Origin of the sequence: Paraburkholderia caledonica (assembly GCF_000383275.1) — a bacterium.
GTDB classification, from domain to species: Bacteria; Pseudomonadota; Gammaproteobacteria; order Burkholderiales; family Burkholderiaceae; genus Paraburkholderia; species Paraburkholderia caledonica.
Map to the genome: position 1 here is coordinate 16,142 of NZ_KB911055.1, position 25,170 is coordinate 41,311.

A 25,170-nucleotide genomic window follows, 5' to 3' on the forward strand; every position below is an offset into this window, starting at 1 on the left:
CCGCATTCGCTCATGCGTCACATTGAACAGGAACGATGATGCTCTTCGTACGCCCCGGCCGCCTCGCCGATCTCGATGCGCTCGAACATATGGCGCGCACCGCGCAACCGGTGCTGCATTCGCTACCGCACGACCGGCGCGCGCTCGAAGCACGCGTCGCGTTGTCAGAAGACTCGTTTCGCGCGGAGGTCGATTTCCCGGGCGAGGAGTTCTATCTGTTCGTGCTCGAAGATTCGGAGAGCGGCAAGCTGATGGGCACGGCGAGCATCGTTGCCGCCGCGGGTTACTCCGATCCGTTCTATGCGTTTCGCAACGACGCGCTGATCCATGCATCGCGTGAACTGCACGTGAACCGCAAGATTCACGCGCTCACCATGTCGCACGAGCTGACCGGCAAGAGCCGGCTCGCGGGCTACTACATCGACCCGTCGCTGCGCGGCGACGCCGCCGCGCATCTCATGTCGCGTGCACGAATGATGTATATCGCGGCCAATCGCAAGCGCTTCACGCCCGAGGTGTTCTCGCTGCTGCTAGGCGTCACCGACGAGAACGGCGTGTCGCCGTTCTGGGAAGCAGTAGGGCGCAAGTTTTTCGGCCGCAATTTCGCCGACATCGAAATCGAGTCCGGCGGGCGTAGTCGAACGTTCATCGCCGAAGTCATGCCGACGTACCCGATCTATGTGCCGTTGCTGCCCGAAGCGGCGCAGCGGGTACTCGGCGAGCCGGATTCGAAGGCTCTGCTCGCGTATGAGATACATCTCGAAGAAGGGTTCGAGACGGACCGCTTCATCGACATCTTCGACGCGGGGCCGGTGCTTACCGCGCAAGTGGACCGCAGTGCCTGCGTGACGCTCAATGAAACGCGGGTGGCGCACGAGGCGGCGGCCGGGGCGAACGGCTCGACATATCTGATCGCCCACAACGGCGCGGACGGTCAATTCCGCTGCGTGCTCGGCGAGTTGCCTACGGCGAGGAACGAAGGCGCGCCGCTTGCCCAGCCGGCGCGTGCGGCGCTCGGCGTGCAGGACGGCGATACGGTGCGCTGCGTGCCGTTGCATCGACCGGAAACGAATGAACAATCGGGAGACGCGCAATGATCGTCGTTCGCGTGGTGCAACGAGGCGATGTCGACGCGTTGATGCGGCTCGCGCAGGAAACCGGTCCGGGGCTCACCACCTTCAAGCCGGATCGCGACGCGCTTGCGGCGCGAGTCGAACGCGCGCGCCGCACGATGGAAGACAAGGCCGAGCCGCATGAAGCGGGCTACTTCTTCGTGATGGAAGACACCGCAACCGGCGACGTGGCCGGCGTGTGCGGAATTGAAACGGCGGTCGGTCTGCAACAGCCGTTCTACAACTATCGCGTGAGCACCGTAGTACACGCGAGCCAGGACCTGGGCATCTGGACGCGCATGCGCGCGCTGAACATCTCGCACGACCTGACCGGTTATGCCGAAGTGTGTTCGCTGTTTTTGAGTCCGCGATATCGCACGAGCGGTGTGGGCGGCTTGCTGTCGCGCTCGCGCTTCATGTTTCTCGCGCAGTTTCGTGAGCGTTTTCCGCAGCGCCTATGCGCGGAATTGCGCGGGCATTTCGATGCGGAAGGCACGTCGCCGTTCTGGCGCGCGGTCGGCTCGCACTTCTACCAGATCGATTTCAACGCGGCGGACTATCTAAGCTCGCACGGACGCAAAGCGTTCCTTGCTGAACTGATGCCGCGCTATCCGGTGTATGTCGAGTTGTTGCCGCAAGAGGCGCAGGAATGCGTCGGCCTCACGCACAACGACACGATTCCGGCGCGCCGCATGCTCGAAGCGGAAGGGCTGCGCTACGAGAACCACGTCGATATTTTCGATGCCGGTCCGGTGCTCGAATGCCACATCTCCGACTTGCGCACGGTGCGCGAAAGCGTGCTGGTGCCGGTCGAGATTGCCGACGTACCGGAGGGCGCGGCGCAGGACGCACCGCGCTCGATGGTATCGAACACGTCCCTCGGCGATTTTCGCGTCGGCGTGGCGGCGGGCGTGCCGCAAGACGGCGTGTTCCGCATGAATGCGACAGAAGCTGCGGCGCTGGGCGTCAAAGCAGGCGACCCGGTTCGAGTGCTGGCGCTGAAACACAAACAAGGATGATCATGAGCGAGCTTTTCATCGACGGCGAATGGGCCGCTGGCACAGGACCCGCATTCGCGTCGCGCAATCCGGGCACGGGCGCGACGGTGTGGGAAGGCAATAGCGCCTCCGCAGACGACGTGGACCGCGCGGTGCGCAGCGCGCGCCGCGCGTTCGCAACATGGTCTGCATCGAGCCTCGACGAGCGGTGCGCGGTGGTGCGCCGCTTCGCCGCGCTCGTCACCGAACGCAAAGAGGCGCTCGCCGAAGCGATTGGCCGCGAAACCGGCAAGCCTCTGTGGGAAGCGCGCACGGAAGCGGCTTCGATGGCTGCGAAAGTCGAAATTTCGATTCAGTCGTACAACGAGCGCACGGGCGAAAAGCGTTCGGCAATGGCGGACGGTACCGCGGTTTTGCGGCATCGTCCGCACGGCGTGGTGGCGGTGTTCGGGCCGTATAACTTCCCCGGCCACTTGCCGAACGGGCATATCGTGCCGGCGCTGATCGCGGGCAACGCCGTTGTCTTCAAACCGTCGGAACTCGCGCCGGGCGTGGCGGCACTCACCGTGCAGACGTGGCGCGACGCGGGCCTGCCCGCCGGCGTGCTCAATCTCGTGCAGGGTGAGAAGGACACGGGCATTGCGCTCGCGAACCACCGGCAGATCGACGGTCTGTTCTTCACAGGTAGTTCGGACACCGGAGCATTGTTGCACAAGCAGTTCGGCGGACGTCCGGAGATCGTGCTGGCGCTGGAGATGGGCGGCAACAATCCGCTCGTGATCGGGCCGGTGGCGGACCTCGACGCCGCCGTGCATCACACCATCCAGTCGGCGTTTTTGTCAGCGGGACAGCGTTGCACCTGCGCGCGCCGTATCTTTGTGCCGAACGACGCGTTCGGTGAGCGCTTCCTGGCGCGCCTCGTCGAAGTGACGTCGCGCATCAGCGTCGGCGAATACAACGCCGAACCGCAGCCTTTCATGGGCGCGGTGATTTCGGCGCGCGCGGCTTCGCGGCTCGTCGCCGCGCAGGAGCGTTTGCTTGCCGACGGCGCGCACGCGTTGTTGAAGATGGAGCAACGCGATCCGAAACTCGGTTTCGTCACGCCGGCTATTCTCGACGTAAGCGCTGTGAAGAATCTGCCCGACGAGGAGCATTTCGGACCGCTTGCGCAGATCATCCGTTACGACAGCTTTGACGAAGCGCTCGACAAAGCCAACGACACCGAGTTTGGCCTGTCCGCAGGACTGCTCGCCGACGACGAATCGCTATGGACGCACTTCCAGCGCACCATCCGCGCGGGTATCGTCAACTGGAACCGGCCGACTAATGGAGCATCGTCGGGTGCGCCGTTCGGCGGGCCGGGCCGTTCAGGCAATCACCGGCCAAGCGCCTATTACGCGGCCGACTACTGCGCGTACCCGATGGCTTCTGTCGAAAGCGCGCAACTGCAAATGCCCGCGAGCGTCTCGCCGGGCCTCCAATTCTAAGGATCGACGATGCAAGCCACTGAAGCCAATTTCGACGGTCTGGTCGGCCCGACGCACAACTACGCGGGGCTGTCGTTCGGCAACGTCGCGTCGCAGAACAACGAAAAGTCGGTTGCGAATCCGAAGGCGGCCGCGAAGCAGGGCCTGCGCAAGATGAAGCAGTTGGCCGATCTCGGCTTTCATCAGGGCGTGTTGCCGCCGCAGGAACGCCCGTCGATGCGTCTGTTGCGCGAGCTGGGATTTTCCGGCGACGACGCGACGGTGATCGCGCGCGTGGCGAAAAACGCGCCTGAGTTGCTGGCCGCCGCAAGTTCGGCGTCGGCGATGTGGACCGCGAATGCCGCGACGGTGAGTCCGTCCGCCGATACGCACGACGGCCGCGTGCATTTCACGCCGGCCAACTTGTGCAGCAAGCTGCATCGCGCGATCGAGCACGAATCGACGCGCCGCACGTTGCGCGCCATTTTCAGCGACGCCGATCGCTTCGCGGTGCACGAAGCGCTGCCCGGCACGCCTGCGCTCGGCGACGAAGGCGCGGCGAATCACACGCGCTTCTGTTCCGAATATGGCACCCGTGGTGTCGAATTCTTCGTGTATGGCCGCAGCGAGTATCGTCGTGGGCCGGAACCGAAGCGCTTCCCCGCGCGCCAAACGTTCGAGGCGAGCCGCGCGGTTGCGCACCGTCACGGATTGCTGGACGAGGCCACGGTGTATGCACAGCAGAACCCGGAGGTGATCGACGCGGGCGTGTTTCATAACGACGTGATCGCGGTCGGCAATCGCAATACGTTGTTCTGTCATGAGCTTGCGTTCGTCGAGCAGAACGCGGTGTATGACGAATTGCGCGCGAAGCTCGCAGGTCTGAAGGCTCAGTTCAATGTGATCGAAGTGCCCGACGCGCAAGTGAGCGTGGCAGACGCGGTCTCGTCGTATCTGTTCAACAGCCAGTTGCTGACGCGGCCCGACGGCAAGCAGGTTCTGGTGGTGCCGCAGGAGTGCCGCGAGAACCCGCGCGTGGCTGCTTACCTGGACGATCTGACATCGCATACGGGTCCTATCGACGACGTGCTCGTGTTCGACCTGCGCGAAAGCATGAAAAACGGTGGCGGTCCTGCCTGCCTGCGCCTGCGTGTCGTGCTGAGCGACGCGGAGCGCGCGGCGGTCACACAAGGCGTGTGGATCGACGACACGTTGTTCGGCCGGCTCGATTCGTGGATCGAAAAGCATTATCGCGACCGTCTTGCCCCGGCTGATCTGACCGATCCGCAACTGCTCGTCGAATCGCGCAGCGCGCTCGACGAACTGACCCAGATTCTCGGACTCGGGTCGCTTTATGACTTCCAGCGCTGAGCGCCACGCGCAGCACGCGATGCTGGACGATTTCCTCGCGTACACGCTCGCGGGCACGCGGCCTTCCGCGAACGAAACACACGGCACGTGTGGCGGCGGCGTGCGCTGGTCGTGGCTCGACGAGGGCGTTCTGTTGATGGAGCCTGCGGCAATTACGGCGGACACGCGCAGCGTGCTGGCGTCGGCGGGCGTGCATGGCGACGAGACCGCGCCAATCGAACTGCTGTCTCACCTCGTGCGCGACATGGCGCGCGGCGAGGCCGCGCTGACGTGCCGGTTGCTGGTGATTCTCGGCAATGTCGATGCAATGCGCGACGCATGCCGTTATCGCGACGACGATCTCAACCGCCTCTTCAGCGGCCGGCATCTGCAGTTGCCGCACAGTTACGAAGCGCCGCGCGCGGCCGCGCTCGAACAGGCGGCGACGCAGTTCTTCGCCACCGCATCGCGGCAGCCTGGAGCACGGTGGCACATCGACATGCACACGGCAATCCGCGCGTCCGCGTTCGAGCGCTTCGCGTTGCTGCCGCATACCGGCAGGCCGTTTTCGCGTGCGATGTTCGAGTGGCTTGCAGAGGCACGCATCAGTGCCGTGCTTCTGCACACAACGAAGGGCAATACGTATTCGCATTTCACCGCGCAGGCGTGCGAAGCCGAAGCGTGCACACTCGAACTGGGCAAAGTGCGCCCGTTCGGCCAGAACGACCTGACGCGCTTTGCCGGCGCAGACGCGGCCTTGCGTCATCTGCTCGCGGGCACGAGTGGCCGCGAGCAGGCAGAATTGCCGCGCGCCTTCACGGTGATCGACCAGATCACAAAGCCGAGCGAAGCGTTCGAATTGCTGGTCGCGCCCGATGTCGCCAACTTCACGCCGTTCGGCAAGGGCACGTTGCTCGCGCGTGATGGCGACTATCGGTACGTCGTGCAACACGACGAGGAGCGGCTCGTGTTCCCGAACGCGACGGTCAAGCCCGGCTTGCGTGCTGGGTTGATGGTGATAGAGACCACGCACGACACGTTGGCCAAGCTCGTCTAACGGCGCGATCCGCATGAACGGCGCCTGCATCGGCGAATATGTTTTTGCGTGCACGCGACATCAAGTTGCAGGTTTGAATGTGCGCCTGACTCTGCGTTCCGCCTGGAGGTTTGGCTCAGTTGTCCGCGGGCGCGGCGAGCGCGCCTGTACAATCCCCGCCTCGCGGCTGCTGCGCTGCACCACATCGGCCGCACGAGTTTGAATCGCATTTTTGGCGCGGCAATCATGCCTGTCCAGATTCGGCTCCGTCTTGTTCAATACCGTAGAGGAACACCCGCAATGAAGATGAATTGGCGAAACACGGCCGCGCTCGCGCTGTTCGCGACCGCAACGGCGACAGTAACGGCAGGCTCCGCAGCGGCGGCGGACATTAAGGAAGTGCGCTTCGGTGTAGAGGCGTCGTATGCGCCGTTCGAATCGAAGTCGCCGTCGGGCGAGTTACAGGGTTTCGACATCGACGTGGGCAATGCTGTCTGCGCGAAGCTGAAGGCCAAATGCGTGTGGGTCGAAAATTCGTTTGATGGCCTGATCCCCGCGTTGCAGGCGCGCAAATTCAACGCGATCAACTCGGACATGACGATCACGGACCAGCGCCGTCAGGCAGTGGATTTCACGGACCCGATCTACACGATCCCCAATCAGATGATCGCGAAGAAGGGCAGTGGCCTGCTGCCGACGCCTGCATCGTTGAAGGGTAAGCATGTCGGCGTGCTCCAGGGCACGATCCAGGAAACCTACGCGAAGGCGCGCTGGGCGCCGGCGGGTGTCGACGTCGTGCCGTATCAGACGCAAGACCAGATTTATGCGGACCTCGCGTCCGGTCGGCTCGACGCATCGTTCCAGGATGCTGAGGCGGCGTCGAAGGGCTTTCTGAAGAAACCGCAAGGCGCGGGCTTCGAATTCGCCGGTCCCGCTGTCAGCGACGAGAAGCTGCTCGGCGCGGGCGTCGGCTTCGGCATCCGCAAGGGCGATGCAGCGCTGAAGGACGCGTTGAACCAGGCGCTGAAGGAACTGAAGGCAGACGGCACGATCGACCGTTTTGCGGCGAAGTACTTCGACGTGAAAGTGGTGCTCAAGTAACGCGTCGTTGCGCAACACCTGAGAGGAACGGCCGCGAGTTGCGGCCGTTTTTTATTTCGGGTTAGAAAACCAGTTCTTCGCTCCTACGAAATTTTTGCGGATATTGTTTTCTCGACATGCCCGTGCAAGACTGCCTGCGCTAGAATCGCCAGGCGTGCTGCCGTCGCAAACGATAAATCAGTCGCAATCTGTACGGTGGCGACGCCAGGACAGCGACAAGACGGGCATAAAGCGGCAGCAGCAATAAGCACCAACATAAGCAGCAAAAATAAGCAGCAGCAATAAGACAGCCAAAACAGCAACAAGCGCCGGGGCGGCGCGTCGCGGGGGACCAGAATGAGCACCATTGCAGTCGAAAATCCGGGCCATGCGGGCGCCACGGACGATGAGCAGTTGAACGCCAGCTTCGCACGGCAACCCATCCTCAATCGGGACGGCATGCTGTGCGGTTACGAGCTCAAGATACGCGCGCCGGAATTGCCGCCGGAACCGCTGCCCGACCTCGATCACGACCTCGACGCTGAAAGCAACGCGGACAACGCAGGCGCCAGGGCAGGCCGCGCGCCCACGCCGGCGCAACGCGTCGCGCGAGCGATCATCCGCGGCCTCACGCAAAGCAATGTGCGCGGCGCACTGACCGGGCATCCGGCATACATCGACATGAGCCGGGACATGCTGTTCGACGACGCAATCGAGCGGTTGCCCGCCGAGCGCTTCCTGTTCGAGCTGCCGCCCAATATGGAAGTCGACGACGAACTGGTTGCGCGCATCGTGCTCCTGCATGGCCGTCGCTACCGTTTCGTGCTCGACGAAGTGACGCAGCCCAACGAGACTTTCGCGAAACTGCTGCCCTATGCGGAAGCCATCAAGATCGACATCACGCGTGCACCCGCCGGGCTATTGCCGAAGCTGACGAGCGTGCTCAAGTCGGCGGGCAAGCTGCTGATCGCATCGGGGCTCGACGCGCAAGCCGACTTCGAAACGGCGCACGGCCTCGGCTTCGACCGCTTCCAGGGGTATTTCTTCGCACGCCCGCAAACTGCACTGACCCGGCGCGTTAGTGCGCCACGCCACGCGCTGCTGAATCTGCTGCAACTGCTCGCGGGCGACCCGACGGTCGCGCAACTCGAAGCGGAGCTCAAGCTCAATCCCGTGCTGGTGATGCATCTGATGAAGCTCGCGAATTCCAGCGGGCTCGCAGTCGGTCATAAGGTGACCACGCTGCGCGAGGCGATCAACGCAACCGGCACCGACCGGATCGCGCGCTGGACGCAGTTGCTGCTCTATGCCGACGGCCGCAAGGTCGCGCTCGAAGACGATCCGCTGCTGCAACTCGCGGCGACCCGCGCGCGTTTCATGGAACTGGCGATCGAACGCTTGCCCGAAGCCGGTCGAGACGAAGCCGACGCGGCGTTTCTGACCGGTGTGTTTTCATTCGTCGACGCGGTGTTCGGCGGCTCGCTCGAAAGCACGTTGAATGTGCTCACGCTGTCGCGTCCGATCCAGGCGGCGATTCTGCAACGCGAGGGCGCGCTCGGTTTGTTGCTCGACACCGTCGAGGCGCTGGAAAACGGCTCGTGGGACGACCTTGCCGCACTCTGCGCACATCTTGCGCCGTTGACGGTGGAAGAGGTCGCTCAAATGGGACTCGCCGCCGGCGCATGGGCAGGCGTTGCGGATCGCAGCGCGGAAGGTCTGGAACGAATCGAGGATTGAAGCTCAAAGATTCGAGCGATGCCGGCATGCAGCGCAAACCGGCATCGCGAATCTGACTTGCAAAATCAGGCGTCGGGCAAATGCAGAAGCAGGAGACTCACGTACCGTGATCAACGATCACGCCACGTCTTTACATCGTCTCCATTTCCCGCATCTGCCCCAGGCCGAAAAAACGGCCTAACTCCTTGGCCAGTTCGTTCAGCACGCTCATCTCTTTCTGCGAGATGCGCCGTGGCTCCTGAGTGTGAGACCAGTCGCCGTAAAGTAGCGCGACTGTCTGATCGGTCTCGTCCACCACCGGTAACAGGACGAAGGCGCGGGCGTCGTCGAAAGAGCGGCGGAACCATTCCGGCAGACGCGCGACCATTTTCGGATCGCGCGCATTTTCGATGAAGATGCCCACCGAATTCGCTATGGCGAGGTGGAACACGTCGGGCTCGAAGGCCGAACCGAACGTGAGCTTGGGCAGCGCCGCATCGATTTTCGGGCCGAGACCCAGGCGCGCGCGGAAGGTGCCGTTGCTGTGCTTGACGAACACCACCGTGCGCGCAAAGCCAAGCGCCGCGAGCACCGTTTCCGACGCCATGCCGAGGGCCGGCGCGAGCGAACTGGTGTCGGGGAGGGCGCGCAGATCTTCGACACCTGCTGCAATGCGCGCTTCCGGATTCAGCGCCTCGCGCGCCATCGCGTCAGCGTTCGCGCGCAGTTCGACGATTTCGCGCATCACGCCGTCGCCGCCTTCCTCGCGGGCCAGCGCGACGCTCATTTCGAGCAGCACTTCGGGATCGGTGTTGAGCGCGTGGCTGTATTCCTGGGCGAGTTCGGCGATGCGTTCCTCGCGCTCGAAGTCGGGCACGTTCTGCTGCGTGAGGACGTCGGCGACCGCCGTCGAATAATTGGTGATCGCGCGCAGCCACTGCACCTGGCGCGGTTGCTCCGTGTCCTGCGGATCGAATTCGCCCATGCCCGAGCGGATCATGTCGGGCAGGCGCCAGCGCACTGCGGCTTCGGCGCCGATTTCGTCGAACGTCACGCCGAGCACCAGCACACAAGCGTCCGCTTCCTGCGTGCCGCTGTCGATGTGGCGGCGAATCTGATCCCATTCCGCGTCGAGATAGAAGACCACCAGCAGCTTGCCGATTTGGCGCATCAGCGTGCAGACCACGGCTTCCTCGCCGGCACGCAGATCGCCGCGCTCGGTCAGCTTGCGCGCAACGCAGCCCGAGAGCAGCGTGCGGTTCAGTTCGAGCTTCGCGTCGATGCGGCGCGGCGCACTGTGATGAAAGTGATCGACGATCTTCAGGCCGACCACGAGATGGCCGACCGCGTCCATGCCGAGCACCATCAGCGCGCGCGACACGGTGGTGATATTGCCGCCGAAGGCCATATACATGGCTGAGTTCGCGAGCCGCAGCACCTTCTGCGTGAGCGCGAAGTCCGAGAGCACGACCTGCACGAGGCCGGTGAAGTCGAGGTCGTCGTTGTTCATCGCCGCCATGGTGGTGCGCAACGACTGCGACAGCATGGGGAAATCGCCGCGCTCGCTCATTCGCGTCCACAGCCGGTCGAGCACAGCCGCCTTTACCATGTGAGTCCCGCAAAAGCCATACATGTTCCAATGAATGCCACGCCGGCCTGAAGCCGGCTTGTGCCGCTGCGTAAGCGCTTGACCCGCACTGCTAGGCGCTGTGCAGGTGAAGCGAGCGCGCTTCGAAACGCTGCGCCAGTTCGTCGGAAGGCAACGCCTGGCAGACGAGCCAGCCCTGTATGTGGTCGCATCCCATTTCGGTCAGCAGGGCGCGCTGCGCTTCGGTTTCGACGCCCTCCGCGACCAGTTCCAGGTCGAGTGTCTGGGCGAGGCCGACCACCGCGCTGACAATCGCCTGGTCGTTTCGGGAGGTTAGCAGATTCTCGACAAAACTCCTGTCGATCTTGAGCTTTGCAAGGGGAAACCGTTGCAGGTAAGCCAGGCTTGAGTAGCCAGTGCCGAAATCGTCGACGGCAAAGCGGATACCCATGGCGGTCAAATCCTCCAGCAACACCTTTGCGTGTGCCGGATCGTGCATCAGCAGACTTTCGGTAATCTCGAACACGAGACGCCGCGGGTCGATGCCGGTCAGGTTGATCGCTTCGCGCACGGCGTCCTTGAAACGCGGATCGCGGAACTGCTGCGGCGACACGTTCACGGCGACGTATTGCAGCGAAATGCCCTTGGCGTCCCACTGGATCAACTGCATGCACGCGATTTTCAGCACCCAGTTGCCGAGGAAGTTGATCAGGCCGATCGACTCCGCGAGCGGAATGAACATAGACGGCGGCACGAGACCATGCACCGGATGCAGCCAGCGGATCAGCGCCTCGACCCCGACCACGCCGTGCGTGCGGCTGCTCGTGATCGGCTGGAAATGTAGCGAGAACTCGCCGTTGCGCACGCCGTCGTAGAGATCCGCCTCCAGCTTCAGGCGCTCCGCGTCGGCGGGATTGTCGTCGGGCACGTAGAACGCGAGCGTATTGCCGCCGGCCGCCTTGGCCTGCAACAACGCGTGGTCGGCCCAGCGCAGCAGATGCGTGTCATGCGCGGCGGTGTCGTTGGCGTGGCGCACATCCGGATACAGCGCGATGCCGATGCTCGCCGAAAGATGCACCTGCTGGCCGCTGAATACATAGGGCTGCTGGATCGCGGTCAAGAGGCGCCGGGCCAGCGTTTCGGCGGCGGCGGCCGCGTCGGTGCGGTTCGCAGCGGGCTTGACGAGGATCGCGAACTCGTCGCTTGCCACGCGCGCCACGGTTTCGCTCGGACTCGTCATGTTCATCAGACGCCGCGCAGTGTCGCGCAGCATCTCGTCGCCGGCATCGTAGCCGAGCGCGCGGTTCACGCGCTGATAATCGTCGATGTCGAGCAGCAGCAGCGCGGCCGGCGTGCCGTGCGCGTCGGCTTGCCGTTGCGCCTCGAGCACTGCGGGAATCAGCGCGGACTGATTGGCGAGGTTGGTCAGGCGGTCCAGATGCAGTGCCTGGATGAGGCGCTCCTCGCTCGCACGCCAGGCGGACACGTCGAAGCCGGCAATCGCATAGCCGCCGATGCCGTTGTGGCTGCTGCGCACCACGCGCAACTCCACGGTGATCGGGTAGGTAAGCGACTTGATGAGCCCGAGCGTGGCTTTTTCCACGTTGCCGGAAGCCGCCGCACGGGCAAGCAGCGCGTCGAGGCGCGGCACATCGGCCTGGGCCACCAGTTCATGCAGCGTGATCGTTTCCAGATATTCGCGGTGATAGCCGATAAAGCGCAGGCTCGCGTCGGACACATAGATAAAGCGCAGTTCGCTGTCCACGTGCGCGAGCAGATCGACGGCGCCCACCACCTGTTCAAGTTGCGGCGGCGGAGGCGGGGCTGCTTGCGGGGTGTCGTCCACGCGACGGCCAAGCGCAAGAAGCCGGTCGACGACCGTGCGCAAGGAGCCCCGGCGGGGCGCGGTGATCCTGTTCGCTTCCATGTTTGTCGCTGGCAACCTGTGTTCGTCTGCAGGCGGAGCGGCTTGCTTTTCGCCTGGTGAAGGCGGTCAAAAGGTATCAGGCCGCCCCATCAGAACAAGATAACGGCCCGTGCCCTGAAATCTTTAGCCGGCGATCGGGAAAAACTTTTCGTAAGGCACGGCGGGCCGCCATGGCCGGGCGTTCCGGCGATTGGGTTAAAGTGCGGCGACCCGGCGTCCGTTAATACGGCAAACCCCTTGTGCGGTGGCGGTGCGCCGCTGCCGCGCCACACTCCGACAAGCTGCACCGATGATCCATGTCTGAACTTCATTTGGTCCGTGCCACTGCCCGGCGCATCGAGGCGCGTGACTCGTCCAGCGAGGATGCCGACCGGGCGTCCGCGCCTCAGTTCGTCTATCTTGGCCGCCAGCCGATCCTCGATCGACAGGGCGCGCTCAACGCCTATGAACTGCTGTTCCGGGCCGGCGCCCACAATTATGCGGAAATCACCGACGACGCTCAGGCGACGGCGCAGGTCGTGGCGCGCGCCCTCGGCGGAATCGGTGTGCCAGCGGTACTCGGGCGGCATCGCGGCTTTGTGAATATTGATCGGGCGATGCTTTTCGACGACATTGTCCACGTCATGCCGCCCGAACGCTTCGTGCTCGAGATTCTCGAAACGGTGAAGTTCGACGCGCAACTCGCGCGCCGGCTGAACGAACTGAGGCGCAGCGGTTTCCAGGTCGCGCTCGACGACGTCAGCGAACTGTCCGGCGAACTGCTCGCCATGTTGCCGCATGCGGACATCGTCAAGATCGATTTTTTGCAGACGAAGCGAGCGGATCTGCCTGAACTCGCCGCCGCCATGCGCGGCTACGGCAAAACGCTGTTAGCCGAAAAAGTGGAGACACGCGAAGACTTCGCGCTCGCCCGCGATCTCGGCTTCGATCTGTTTCAGGGCTATTTCTTTGCGCGGCCCCAGGTGCTGGCCGCGCCGCGCAACCGGTCTCCGCGTCCGAGCCTCTTGCGACTGCTCGCGCTACTGTCGCGCGATGCGGGTATCGTCGAGCTCGAAGCCGAACTGAAGCTGAACCCGAGCGTGGTCGTCCAGTTGCTGCGGCTCGTCAATTCGAGTGCATTCGGTCTTGGGCGCAATATCGCGTCGTTGCGCGAGGCGATCATCGCGACGGGGACGCGCCAGATCGCGCGCTGGGCGCAACTGCTGCTTTATGCCGACAGCGGCGATCTGCCGTGGCGCGCCGATCCGCTCGTGCAACTGGCCGGTACCCGTTCGCGCTTCATGGAACTGGCGGCAGGCTGGATGCGTCCCGCCGACGACGAATTCGCCGATGCCGCGTTCATGACCGGCATTTTTTCGCTCGTACATGTGCTGCTCGGCAGCACGCCGAAGGCGGTGCTGGAAAAGCTCGGTCTTGCGCCGCAGATCCGCGAGGCAATCGTCACGCATCACGGAGCGCTCGGCACGCTGTTGCGCATCGCAGAGCTGGCGGGCAAAGGCGGCGATGCGGCGTCGATCGCGCTCGAACCCGATGCGCCGCCGGAATTCGCCGCGCTCACGCCCGAGGTACTCGCCGAGCTCAACCTCTCCGCGGCCGCGTGGTTTGGCGCGCACGTGGAAGAAGCGGCCGCCTGATCCGCGCCGTTGTTTGCATCCTGCGAGGGGCGGCGCACGTATTCTGCGTGTACGTGGTCCAATAGAGCGCAGGGCCGGTCGGTCATGTCCGGCTTTGCCGCTTAGGTCCGTTCCAGGCTGCCGCCTGGAAGGCGCCCGGATCGTGCCGGGCCGACCGTGGTCACGCCGGACGGCGAGGCCGTAGACTCGTCGCCGGAATCGTGTGCATCAACGCTCAAAGGATCAGCAGATGACAAGAAAACTCATACCCGCGGCGCTGGCCGCTGCCGTGTCGGTGGCCTTCGCCGCGTATTCGTTGGCGGCGAACGCGACACTCAAGCCGGGCGATGCGGCACCGCAGTTCACCACGCAGGCGTCGCTGGGCGGCAAGACGTACACCTATTCGCTTGCCGACGAGCTGAAGAAGGGACCGGTGGTGCTGTACTTCTACCCGGCCGCTTTCACGAAGGGCTGCACGATCGAGGCTCATGAATTCGCCGACGCCGTCGACGAATACAAGAAATATGGCGCGACGGTGATCGGCGTGTCGCACGACAACATCGACACGCTGACAAAATTCTCGGTGAGCGAGTGCCGCAGCAAATTCCCGGTTGCCGCGGACGCGGAGTCGAAAGTGATTGGCGCATACGACGCGGGCTTGCCGATGCATAGTTCGATGGCCAATCGCGTCTCATACGTGATCGCGCCTGACGGCAAGATCATCTACGAATACACGAGCTTGTCGCCGGAAAAGCACGTCGAGAATACGCTTAAGGCCGTGAAGGACTGGGCCGCGACGCACAAGCAGCCGTAAGGCTCATCGTCGGGAACTCGCCATGCCGATTATTGTTGCGCTACTGGCGCTGATTGCGCTGGTCTATGGCGCGGTGCGCGCATTCTATGGTTTGCAGTCGGCCTTCGGCACGACGGTCGCCGTCGGTGCGGCGGTGCTGGCCGCCGTGCTGCTGATTGCCGCCGTCGCGTACTGGTTGCGCCGCCGCAAGGAAGTTGCACCGAATATTCGCGACGGCGACTGGACGCATCGGCTCGACGACACGTGGGGCTCGGTGCGGCTCGCGTCGGGCAAGCGTCTGTGTGAGATTTATCTCGGCTCGGAGCAGGGCGCGTATATCTTTGCCGATCTTCTTGGGGCCGACATGAAGCGCGACGGCGCGCAATGGCAGGTTGCGCTGAAAGTGAAGGATGCCGCGCATGGCGTGTGGCACTTGCCGATGCAAAGCGAAGGGCAAGCGAAGCAATGGCGGCGCATTTTTCTGCTCGCTATCGACCAGAAACTTTGAGGCCGTTTTGGACGGTGGAGAGGCGATGAAGCAGCGGTGAAGCGGCCGTACTGCCGCTTCACCGCTGTGCCCCCGCGCATGCGCGACGCTGTGCCCACACAACGCCACAGCGGCACAACGCCATGCATCACGCAGACGGAGCAATCCCGCTTCTGCGCGCTTTCCTCGACTCCCAGCGAACGCGAATCCGGTCCATGTAAAGGTAGACCACCGGTGTCGTGTACAAGGTCAGCATCTGGCTGACAATCAGCCCGCCGACAATCGCAATGCCGAGCGGCGCGCGCAACTCGGCGCCTTCGCCGCGGCCGAACGCGAGCGGCACTGCGCCGAGCATGGCCGCGAACGTGGTCATCATGATCGGACGGAAACGCAGCAGGCACGCCTCGTGAATCGCATCGCGCGACGAGCGGCCTTGCCGCGACGCTTCGATAGCGAAGTCCACCATCATGATCGCGTTCTTCTTGACGATGCCGATCAGCAGAATCACGCCGATCAACGCGATGATGCTGAACTCGGTCTTGAAGAGCAGCAGCGCCAGCAGCGCGCCCACGCCCGCCGAGGGCAGCGTCGACAGAATGGTCAGCGGGTGAATGTAGCTCTCGTACAGGATGCCGAGCACGATGTACACCGCAGCGAGAGCGGCCAGAATCAGAATCGGCTGGTCCGACATGGATTGCTGGAAGGCCTGCGCCGTTCCCTGGAAGCTGCCGTGGATCGTCGCCGGCATACCGATCTGCGCCATGGTCTCGTAGATCGCCTGGGTTGCCGTGGACAGCGACACGCCGGGCGGCAGGTTGAACGAGATCGTCGAGGCCACGAACTGACTCTGGTGATTCACCGACAACGGCGTATTGCCCGGACTGAAGCTCGCAATTGCCGACAGCGGCACCATGGTTTCCTTCGAAGTCGACACGGCCGCGCCCGACGAAGCGCTCGACTTGCCGCTCGCGGCGATCGAATTGATCGCCTGGTTGCGTGCCGAATCGGCGGCAATCGTCGCGGCGCTCGACGCCGTGGTGCCCGCGGTGCCCCCCGCCGAGGCGCTCGTGGACGACGTGGTGGTCGCCTTCGTCACCGTGCCCGCAGGCGCGTTGGTGGTCTGCGCGCCGCTCGCGCTGCCGCCCGACGTGCTGACGTAAATCTGCTTCAGCATGTCGGGGCTCTGCCAGTACTTCGGCGCGACTTCCATCACCACGTGATACTGGTTCAACGGGTTGTAGATCGTCGATACCTGGCGCTGACCGAATGCGTCGTACAGCGTGTTGTCGATCTGCGCGGGCTTGATGCCGAGTCGCGACGCGCTCGCGCGGTCGATGGTCACCATCGCTTCGAGGCCGCCTTGCTGCTGGTCGGAATTCACGTCGGTCAGTTCGTGGCGCGCCTGCAGCGCCTCGGTGAGCTTCGGTCCCCACAGGTACAGGTCGGGCGTCGAATCGGCGAGCAGCGTGAACTGATACTGCGCATTCGATTGCCGGCCGCCCACGCGGATGTCCTGCACCGATTGCAGGAACGTGCGTGCGCCGGCCACGTCGCCAAGCGGCGCGCGCAGTTGCTGGATCACCTGATCGGCGGAAAGCTTGCGCTCGCCCTTCGATTTGAGCGACACGAACATGAAGCCCGAGTTGGTCTGCCGCCCGCCCGTGAAACCGACCACGCTATCCACGGCCGGGTTCTTGCTGACGATCTCCATCATCTCGGCGAACTTGCCTTTCATGGCCTGGAAAGACGTGCTCTGGTCCGCCTGAATGCCGCCGATGAGCCGCCCGGTATCCTGCTGCGGGAAGAAGCCCTTCGGCACGATGATATACAGCCAGATATTCAGGCCGATGGTCGCGAGCAGAATGGTGAGGATCAGGCGCGGATGCAGAAGCGCCCAGCCCAGCGTGCGTTCGTAGCCGCGTTGCATGGACGCAAAACCGCGTTCGAGCCAGCGTCCGAAACGGCCTTCCTCTTTCTGTTCGCGGGGCTCGCGCAGCAGGCGCGAGCACATCATTGGCGTGAGCGTGAGCGAGACGATCAGCGACACGCCGATTGCGAGCGACAGCGTCAGCGCGAACTCGCGGAACAGCCGGCCCACGATGCCGCCCATCAGCAAAATCGGCAGGAACACGGCGACGAGCGAGATGCTGATCGACATGACCGTGAAGCCGACTTCGCGCGCGCCGATGAATGCAGCCTTCATGCGCGGCACGCCGTTCTCGATATGGCGCGAGATGTTTTCCAGCACCACGATGGCGTCGTCCACCACGAAGCCCGTCGCGATAGTCAGCGCCATCAGCGAGAGGTTGTCTATCGAAAAGCCGAGCAGGTACATCGCGCCGAACGTGCCGATGATCGAGATCGGCACCGCTACGCTCGGAATGAGCGTGGCGCGCCAGTTGCGCAGGAACAGGAACACGACCATCACGACGAGCGCGACTGCGATCATCAGCGTGTACTCGGTGTCTTTCAGCGACGCGCGGATCGTGACCGAGCGGTCGGACGTGGGCGAGATGTCGACGTCGGCCGGCAGCGACGCATGCAGTTGCGGCAGCATAGCCGTGACGCGGTCAACGGTTTCAATGATGTTCGCGCCCGGCTGGCGGTACAGGATCACGAGCACCGAACGCTTGCCGTTGAAGAGCCCGAGGTTGCGCAGATCTTCGACGGAATCGACGACTTCCGCCACGTCCGACAGCTTGACCGCCGAGCCGTTGCGATAGGCGATCACGAGGTCGCGATACTGCGACGCCTTGCTCGCCTGGTCGTTCGTATAAATCTGCACGCGGTTCGGGCCGAACTCGATCGAACCCTTGGGACTGTTCGCGTTGGCCGCGGCGAGCGCCGCGCGCACGTCTTCGAGACCGATGCCGTAGTGAAAGAGCGCCTGCGGCTCCAGTTCGACGCGAACAGCCGGATTCGCCGAGCCGCTCACGTCCACTTCGCCCACACCGTCCACTTGCGACAGCGACTGCTGCAGCACCGTGGCCGCCGAGTCGTAGAGCTGGCCGGCGGTGAGCGTTTTCGACGTGAGCGCGAGAATCATGATCGGCGCGTCAGCCGGATTGACCTTGTGATAAGTCGGATTGCTGCGCAGGCTCGCGGGCAGATCGGCGCGTGCGGCGTTGATTGCCGCTTGCACGTCGCGCGCTGCGCCGTCGATGTTGCGGTTTAGACCGAACTGCATGGTGATGCGCGTCGAGCCGACTGAACTCGTCGACGTCATTTCCGTGACGTCGGCGATCGAACCGAGATGCCGTTCGAGCGGACTCGCCACGCTGGTCGCTACCGTATCCGGGCTCGCGCCCGGCAACGATGCCTGGACCGAAATGGTCGGGAAATCGACCTGCGGGAGCGGCGCAACCGGCAGCTTCGTGAACGCGAAGATGCCGGACAGCGCAATGCCGATTGCCAGCAGTGTGGTGGCGACGGGGCGCGAGATAAACGGACGCGACAGGTTCATCGCATCAGTTCCCCGCGTCCGTGGCCGGCGGCGTTGCGCCCGCCGATGGACCGCCGCGGTTGAAGCGCTCGCGCGTGCGGCGGGCCAGCGAATCGAACGCGAGGTAAATCACCGGCGTGGTAAAGAGCGTCAGCAACTGGCTGACGATCAGGCCGCCCGCGATCGCGATACCGAGCGGGCGACGCAATTCCGAACCGGCGCCAGTGCCGAGCATCAGCGGCAGCGCGCCGAGCAGCGCGGCGAGCGTAGTCATCAGGATCGGCCGGAAGCGCAGCAGGCACGCCTGATAAATGGCTTCGCGCGGCGCCTTGCCTTCTTCGCGTTCCGCATAAAGCGCGAAGTCGATCATCATGATCGCGTTTTTCTTCACGATGCCGATCAGCAGCACGATGCCGATAATGCCGATGATGTCCAGGTCATGGCCCGTGATCAGCAGCGCGAGCAATGCGCCCACGCCTGCCGAAGGCAGCGTCGAAAGAATTGTGATCGGGTGGATGAAGCTCTCATACAGCACGCCGAGCACGATATACATCGTGACGATGGCCGCCAGGATCAGGAACAGTTCGTTCGATAGCGACGCCTGGAACGCGAGCGCCGCGCCCTGATAGCGTGTCTGGAACGAGGCCGGCAAACCGATGTCCTTTTCCGCCTGCCCAATTGCCTTGACGGCCGCGCCGAGCGACGATCCCGGCGCCAGGTTGAACGACACCGTCGTGGCAGGAAACTGGCTCAGGTGCGTGACAAGCAACGGAGCCGGTTTTTCGATGAATCTCGCGATCGAGGAGAGCGGCACTTGTCCGCCCGACGAGGTGGAAGAGGGCAGATAGATCGAGTTGAGCGACTCGGTGTAGTGCTGCATCGAGGGCTGCGCTTCCAGGATCACGCGGTACTGGTTCGACTGCGTGAAAATCGTCGAGACGATGCGCTGGCCGAATGCGTCGTACAGCGCGTTATCCACTGTGGCGGGCGTGATGCCATAACGCGACGCGGTGGCACGGTCGATTTCGATGTAGACCGACTGACCGTTGTCCTGCAGGTCGGTTGCGACGTCCGCGAGTTCCGGCGACTGCTTCAACCGCTCGACGAGCTTCGGCACCCAGGTCGTGAATTCGCTCATGTTCGGGTCGGTCAACATGAACTGGTACTGCGTGGGGCTCACGGTCGAATCGATCGTCAGATCCTGCACCGGTTGCATGTACAGCGACGCGCCAGCGATATGCGCGACGTCCCGTTGCAGTTGCCGGATCACTTCGCTCGCGGTGCTGCTACGGTCGTCGCGCGGCTTCAGGTTGATGAGCATACGGCCGCTGTTCAACGTGATATTGCTGCCGTCCACGCCGATGAAAGAGGTCAGGCTTTCCACGTCCGGGTTTTTCAGAATCTGCGCGGCGAGTTCCTGCTGGCGCTCGGCCATCGACGCATACGACACCGACTGCGGCGCCTGTGTGATCGCCTGAATCACGCCCGTATCCTGCACCGGGAAGAAGCCCTTGGGAATGAACACGTAGAGCAGCGCGGTCAGCACGAGCGTCAGCACCGCAACGACCAGCGTGGCGCGCTGCCGGCTCAGGACCCACGTGAGCGCGACCGCATAACGGGCGATCACCCAGTCGATCGTGCGGTGTGCGCGCGCCTCGAAGCGGTGGCTCTCGTGCGGTGGCGTGTGGCGCAACAGTTTTGCGCACATCATGGGCACCAGCGTGAGCGACACGATTGCCGAAATGACGATGGTCACCGCGAGCGTGATCGCGAATTCATGGAACAGGCGGCCTACGACGTCGCCCATGAAGAGCAGCGGAATCAGCACGGCGATCAGCGAGACGGTCAGCGAAATGATCGTGAAGCCGATCTGCTTCGAACCTTTCAACGCGGCTTCGAGCGGCGCTTCGCCTTCCTCGACATAGCGCGCGATGTTCTCGATCATGACGATTGCGTCGTCGACCACAAAACCGGTCGCAATCGTCAAGGCCATTAGCGATAAGTTATCCAGCGAGAAGCCGCACAGATACATCACCGCGAGCGTGCCGATCAGCGAGAGCGGCACCGAGAGGCTCGGAATGATGGTCGCGTAGACGTTGGCGAGAAACAGGTACATGACGAGCACGACGAGCACGACCGACATGGCCAGTTCGAACTGCACATCGCGCACGGAAGCGCGGATCGTGGTGGTGCGGTCGGTGACGACCTGCACCTCGAGTGCGGCCGGCAGCGATTGCTGCAACTGGGGCAGCAGTTTCTTGATGCTGTCCACGACCTGGATCACGTTCGCGCCCGGCTGGCGCTGCACGTTCAGAATGATCGCGGGCGTGCCGTCGACCCATGCGCCGAGCTTCGTATTTTCCGCGCCCTGCACGATGGTGGCGACGTCGGTCAGCATCACGGGACGGCCGTTCTTGTACGCGACCACCGCGCTCTTGTACGCGTCGGCGTCGGTCAACTGGTCGTTCGCGTTGATCGTGTAGTTGCGCGTCGGGCCGTCGAAGTTGCCCTTCGGCGTGTTGACGTTCAGGTTCGAGATCGTGGTGCGCAAGTCGTCCAGATTCAGCCCATAAGCGGCGAGCGCGCGCGGGTTTGCCTGGATTCGTACGGCCGGCCGCTGGCCGCCCGACAGACTCACGAGGCCCACGCCCGCGACCTGCGAAATTTTCTGCGCAAGACGCGTGTCGGCGAGATCCTGAACCTGCGTGAGCGGCAATGTTTTCGACGTGATCGCGAGCGTGATGATCGGCGCGTCGGCGGGATTGACCTTTGCGTAGATCGGCGGCGCGGGCAGGTCCGAGGGCAGCAGGTTGCCCGCCGCGTTGATCGCGGCCTGCACTTCCTGCTCGGCGATATCGAGCGGCAGGTCGAGGCTGAACTGCAGCGTGATGATCGACGAGCCGGCCGAGCTTTGCGACGACATCTGATTCAGCGAGGGCATCTGCCCGAATTGACGTTCGAGCGGCGCGGTGACCGACGACGTCATTACGTCCGGGCTCGCGCCGGGATAGAACGTTTGCACCTGGATGGTCGGATAGTCGACCTGCGGCAGCGCTGAGAGCGGCAAGAAGCGCAGCGCGACGAGGCCGACCAGCATGATCGCCGCCATCAGCAGCGCGGTGCCGACGGGGCGCAGAATAAAGGCGCGGGATGGATTCATGCGGTAAGTGCCGTGCCCTTATTGCGAAGCTTGCGCTGCGTGCTTGCCGTGATGCGGGCGTGCAGCCGAGGCGCCGGAGGCACCCGAGGCCACAGCTGCGGCTGCACCGCTGGCACCGCTGGCCCCGCGCGCGCCGCGCGGCTTGTCCGCCGGAATCGTGATCTTCGCGCCTTCTTTCAGGCGGTCCGAACCGTCGATCACGACGCGCTCGCCCACTTGCAGACCCGACTTGATGCTGGTGCGCTCGCCGTCGACGGGGCCGACCTTAACCGGGCGCACCGTGACGGTGTTGTCAGGCTTCACGACGTACACGAACTGGCCCATGGAGCCGTTCAGCACAGCCGATGTCGGTACGATCACTGCGTCCTTGATCGTATTGACGAGCAACCGTGTGTTCACAAACTGATTCGGGAACAACAGGTTCTTGTTGTTCTGGAAGATCGCGCGCAGCTTGACGGTGCCGGTCGTGGTGTCGATCTGGTTGTCGAGCGTTTCGAGTGTGCCGCCTTCGAGCGACGTGGTGTTGCTGCGGTCGTAAGCGGTGACCGAGAGCTTCGTGCCGGATTGCGCCTGCTCGAGGATCTGCTGCAGGTTGTCTTCAGAGGTGGTGAAGATGACGCTGATCGGCTGCAATTGCGTAATCACGACGATGCCGTTGGTCAGGCTCGGCGTCACGTAGTTGCCGGGATCTACCTGCCGCAGGCCGACGCGCCCCGACACCGGCGCGGTGATTCGTGCATAAACCAGGTCGAGCCTGAAGGTGTCGACGTTGGCCTTGTCGGACTTTACGGTGCCTTCATATTGGCGCACGAGCGATGCCTGCGTATCGACCTGCTGGCTCGCGATCGAGTCTTGCGAAAGCAGCGTCTGATAGCGCTTGAGGTCAAGACGCGCGGTTTGCAGCAGCGCCTCGTCGCGCGCGAGCGTGCCTTCGGCGTTGCTGAGCGAGATCTGGTAGGGACGCGGGTCGATCTGCGCGAGCAGGTCGCCCTTCCTGACCATCTGGCCTTCCTTGAAATACACCTCTTGCAGCGTGCCGCTCAGTTGCGGCAATACCGTCACGCTGGCGAGTGGGGTGACGGTGCCGAGCGCAGTCAACACAACCGGCATCTCGCCTTGCGTCGCCGTGGCCACATGGACCGGTTGCGGCATGTTTGCCATGCCGCCCGGGCCGCCGCGGCCGGAGCGCCCGCTATGTGTGCCGCTCGCGCCTGGTGCGGCGACGCCGCCAGGCGAGCCCCACGGATGCCAGCGCCACAGCACGAAGCCGAGAATCGCGAGCGCGGCGACGATGAGTGCGATATTGCGGCCGCGATGCGATTTGACGGCGGCGGGCGGCGTGTCCCGCTTCTCGCGGTCGTGCAACGGACGGTCAGGCCCGCCACTGGCGGGCGTCGGGGAAACCGGAGCGGTGGGGCGAGAAGTTTCCGAATGCTGTTGTTGTTCGTCCATCGGTTCGGTCAGTGACTGGCTTGGAAGTGAGGCGTTCGCGCGATTGTGCCGCATCGGCGCGTGGCGCCCGATGCGTGCGGATCGCACGACAGGCGGTTTCGACAGCGGTCGGTCCGCAAATGTTCAGCGCGATGCTACCTGAGACGTGGCCTACGATGCATGCACAGTGCTGCGGGACACGCGTGCGCTCGGGGATTCGGCGCACCGTGCCGGACGGCCCGAAGCCCGACCGCGCGGGCGGCTCCGCGACAGGAATGCATGATCCTACGTCCCGCGCTCTGTAACAGTCCACCCGCGTATTTTTCGTTTGATTACGCCGGTTACACGATGTGGAATGGCTCGCCGCTGCGCGGGGCGGGCAGTGCGTTTGCGGCACTCCTGCTGTTCAGTTGTCGAGACGGCGCCCCGGCGTCCCCCCGATCTCCAGCACGATTCGCGCGACACAATCGAGCAGGTGGGGGCCGGCACGGTTGATGAGCCAGTCGCGCGGGCACTGGTCGGCGGAGCCGCCGCAATTGACCGCGTACCGCTCGCCAGACGGCCCGGTGAAGCCGAGCGCGATCGCATTCAGTCCGTCGTGCCATTCGCCGGTCGCGATCGCGAAGCCGCGCTCCATGGTTTCCTGCAGCGCCGTTTCGAGCCGGCCGCCGACATGGCCCCAGTCGTCGCCCTCGGCGGCCTGCAAACCGGTCAGCAGTTTCGCGCGCTCCGGCTCGTCGAGCGCCGCCAGGTAGGCGCGGCCGATGGCGGTGCGGCTCAGGCTCATCCGCGCGCCGACCTCCAGGCGCGACACGAGCACGGCCGACCGTGGCCGGATCACGTCGATCACCACCATGTCGAGCCGGTCGCGCACGGCGAGATGCACCGAGAGCCGGGTGCGCTCCGCGAGTTCGATCAGAAACGGGCGGGCACGCGCGCGAATGTCGAAATTGCGCAGAAAGCCATTGCTCAGTTCCAGCACCGACGAAGTCAGCACGAAGCGCTCGCTGTCCGGCAACCGGAATAGAAAGCCGGTGCCCACGAGCGTCGCGGTGATACGCGAGACGGTCGGCTTCGGGATGCCGGTGAGTTCGGTCAACTCGCGGTTGCTGAGCGGCGCGTCTGCGGCGGCAATTGCGCGGAGCACTGTCAGACCACGGGCCAGCGCGGTGACTTCGTCGCCGGAGCCGTCTTTTTCCTTGACGGGGTCGGCGAAAGTATTGAGTCGCGTGCGTGGGTTCATGTGAATTGTGAAACGTTATTTCAGATTAATGGCTCAGAAGGGCGCTTAACGGTGAGGCGTACGGTTTGAAACGCCCATCGCACAAGGTTGCTACGCCCCGTATTTTCTTCATCTGATCATTGTAGCGAAATAATTTCCGACACCGCGCCGAAGCTTCCGAGATTTTGCTTGACTAAGTCAGCATTACCGGAAAAAATGGAACCTCATTTCGAAAGCGAGTGTCAGGGGTCGCGTTTTTGCCTTTGGACTTTTTTGGCTGGAGGCCGTGCGAACAGCGCGTGTCTGCCTACTTTGATACTGGTCGCTTGGCGCCGTCTGTGTTCGATACCGCTCAAGCGCGTTTGGTCACCCCGCCAATTTTTCGAAATACCTTCTCTCAGGTTCTAGCACGGCCCTCGGAATGGCTAGAACTTTTCAAGGCGTCACGGTAACGTGACGCCTTTTTTTTGCTCTTACGAGTGCACAAGAAAGTGTGCGGGAACGAAGAAATTGCGTTTCGGATCTTTGTTGTGCTCGGTGGACTTGCCCTGAGAACGGCTGTCTATCCGGCGGCCCATCCAATCAGTGACCGCTTCCGAGCGATGAGTTTGGGGAGCGGAGACGCAGCCGGACCCACGCCGGCCAGATGACCTTCTCCAAACCGGCCAGTCAGCAGAATTCAGTTTTTGCGAAGCAGAGCGCCCGTGAGCGGCCATTGGCGAGTTCACGGGTGCGGCCACAACCAATGG

16 protein-coding genes are annotated in these 25,170 nt (G+C 63.6%); 10 read left to right on the top strand and 6 right to left on the bottom strand.

Translation table 11 applies throughout. The features are described 5' to 3' along the window. Positions 1–38 precede the first annotated feature (38 nt). The 7 genes from aruF to H281_RS0133335 all read left to right on the top strand — a co-directional run bounded on the left by aruF (position 39) and on the right by H281_RS0133335 (position 8,779). Positions 39–1,097: an arginine/ornithine succinyltransferase subunit alpha gene (gene aruF / locus H281_RS0133305; protein ID WP_020071456.1), complete on the top strand. Its 1,059-nt coding sequence runs from the start codon at positions 39–41 to the stop codon at positions 1,095–1,097. Then, the gene (astA, locus tag H281_RS0133310) at positions 1,094–2,131 is read left to right on the top strand and encodes an arginine N-succinyltransferase (RefSeq protein WP_020071457.1); all 1,038 of its coding nucleotides are present in this window, start codon (positions 1,094–1,096) and stop codon (positions 2,129–2,131) included. The genes aruF and astA overlap by 4 nt, the downstream gene beginning before the upstream one ends. Positions 2,132–2,133: 2 nt before the next feature. After that, positions 2,134–3,597, top strand: a complete 1,464-nt coding sequence (astD, locus tag H281_RS0133315; protein WP_027805166.1) for a succinylglutamate-semialdehyde dehydrogenase — start codon at positions 2,134–2,136, stop codon at positions 3,595–3,597. A 9-nt stretch (positions 3,598–3,606) separates the two neighbouring features. Beyond that, positions 3,607–4,947, top strand: coding sequence for an N-succinylarginine dihydrolase (astB, locus tag H281_RS0133320; RefSeq protein ID WP_020071459.1), 1,341 nt, complete (start codon positions 3,607–3,609; stop codon positions 4,945–4,947). Beyond that, a complete protein-coding gene (gene astE, locus H281_RS0133325) occupies positions 4,931–5,983 on the top strand; it encodes a succinylglutamate desuccinylase (RefSeq protein WP_020071460.1) in 1,053 nt (350 codons plus the stop codon). The genes astB and astE overlap by 17 nt, the downstream gene beginning before the upstream one ends. A 279-nt stretch (positions 5,984–6,262) precedes the next feature. Next, complete coding sequence (locus H281_RS0133330) at positions 6,263–7,063, top strand: ABC transporter substrate-binding protein (RefSeq protein ID WP_020071461.1); 801 nt, start codon at positions 6,263–6,265, stop codon at positions 7,061–7,063. 336 nt (positions 7,064–7,399) lie between these two features. Next, positions 7,400–8,779, top strand: coding sequence for an EAL and HDOD domain-containing protein (locus H281_RS0133335; RefSeq protein WP_020071462.1), 1,380 nt, complete (start codon positions 7,400–7,402; stop codon positions 8,777–8,779). A gap of 130 nt (positions 8,780–8,909) precedes the next feature. Here the strand turns inward: H281_RS0133335 and H281_RS0133340 are convergent, their stop codons facing one another. Beyond that, positions 8,910–10,367: an HDOD domain-containing protein gene (locus H281_RS0133340; protein ID WP_020071463.1), complete on the bottom strand. Its 1,458-nt coding sequence runs from the start codon at positions 10,365–10,367 to the stop codon at positions 8,910–8,912. Positions 10,368–10,458: 91 nt separating this feature from the next. After that, complete coding sequence (locus H281_RS0133345) at positions 10,459–12,273, bottom strand: putative bifunctional diguanylate cyclase/phosphodiesterase (RefSeq protein WP_020071464.1); 1,815 nt, start codon at positions 12,271–12,273, stop codon at positions 10,459–10,461. A 296-nt stretch (positions 12,274–12,569) separates the two neighbouring features. Here H281_RS0133345 and H281_RS0133350 point away from each other — a divergent pair, with 296 nt between their 5' ends. The 3 genes from H281_RS0133350 to H281_RS0133360 all read left to right on the top strand — a co-directional run bounded on the left by H281_RS0133350 (position 12,570) and on the right by H281_RS0133360 (position 15,187). Next, a complete protein-coding gene (locus H281_RS0133350) occupies positions 12,570–13,907 on the top strand; it encodes an EAL and HDOD domain-containing protein (protein ID WP_027805167.1) in 1,338 nt (445 codons plus the stop codon). A 229-nt stretch (positions 13,908–14,136) separates the two neighbouring features. Then, a complete protein-coding gene (locus H281_RS0133355) occupies positions 14,137–14,700 on the top strand; it encodes a peroxiredoxin (protein WP_020071466.1) in 564 nt (187 codons plus the stop codon). A 22-nt stretch (positions 14,701–14,722) separates the two neighbouring features. Continuing rightward, on the top strand, positions 14,723–15,187 hold the full coding sequence (locus H281_RS0133360; protein ID WP_020071467.1) for a hypothetical protein: 465 nt from the start codon (positions 14,723–14,725) through the stop codon (positions 15,185–15,187). Between the two features lie 127 nt (positions 15,188–15,314). Here the strand turns inward: H281_RS0133360 and H281_RS0133365 are convergent, their stop codons facing one another. The 4 genes from H281_RS0133365 to H281_RS0133380 all read right to left on the bottom strand — a co-directional run bounded on the left by H281_RS0133365 (position 15,315) and on the right by H281_RS0133380 (position 24,442). Then, complete coding sequence (locus H281_RS0133365; protein WP_020071468.1) at positions 15,315–18,629, bottom strand: efflux RND transporter permease subunit; 3,315 nt, start codon at positions 18,627–18,629, stop codon at positions 15,315–15,317. Between the two features lie 4 nt (positions 18,630–18,633). Beyond that, the gene (locus H281_RS0133370) at positions 18,634–21,768 is read right to left on the bottom strand and encodes an MdtB/MuxB family multidrug efflux RND transporter permease subunit (RefSeq protein ID WP_020071469.1); all 3,135 of its coding nucleotides are present in this window, start codon (positions 21,766–21,768) and stop codon (positions 18,634–18,636) included. Positions 21,769–21,786: 18 nt separating this feature from the next. Beyond that, positions 21,787–23,220, bottom strand: coding sequence for an MdtA/MuxA family multidrug efflux RND transporter periplasmic adaptor subunit (locus H281_RS0133375; protein WP_084690256.1), 1,434 nt, complete (start codon positions 23,218–23,220; stop codon positions 21,787–21,789). Positions 23,221–23,605: 385 nt separating this feature from the next. Further along, complete coding sequence (locus H281_RS0133380) at positions 23,606–24,442, bottom strand: IclR family transcriptional regulator (protein WP_020071471.1); 837 nt, start codon at positions 24,440–24,442, stop codon at positions 23,606–23,608. Between the last annotated feature and the right edge of the window lie 728 nt (positions 24,443–25,170).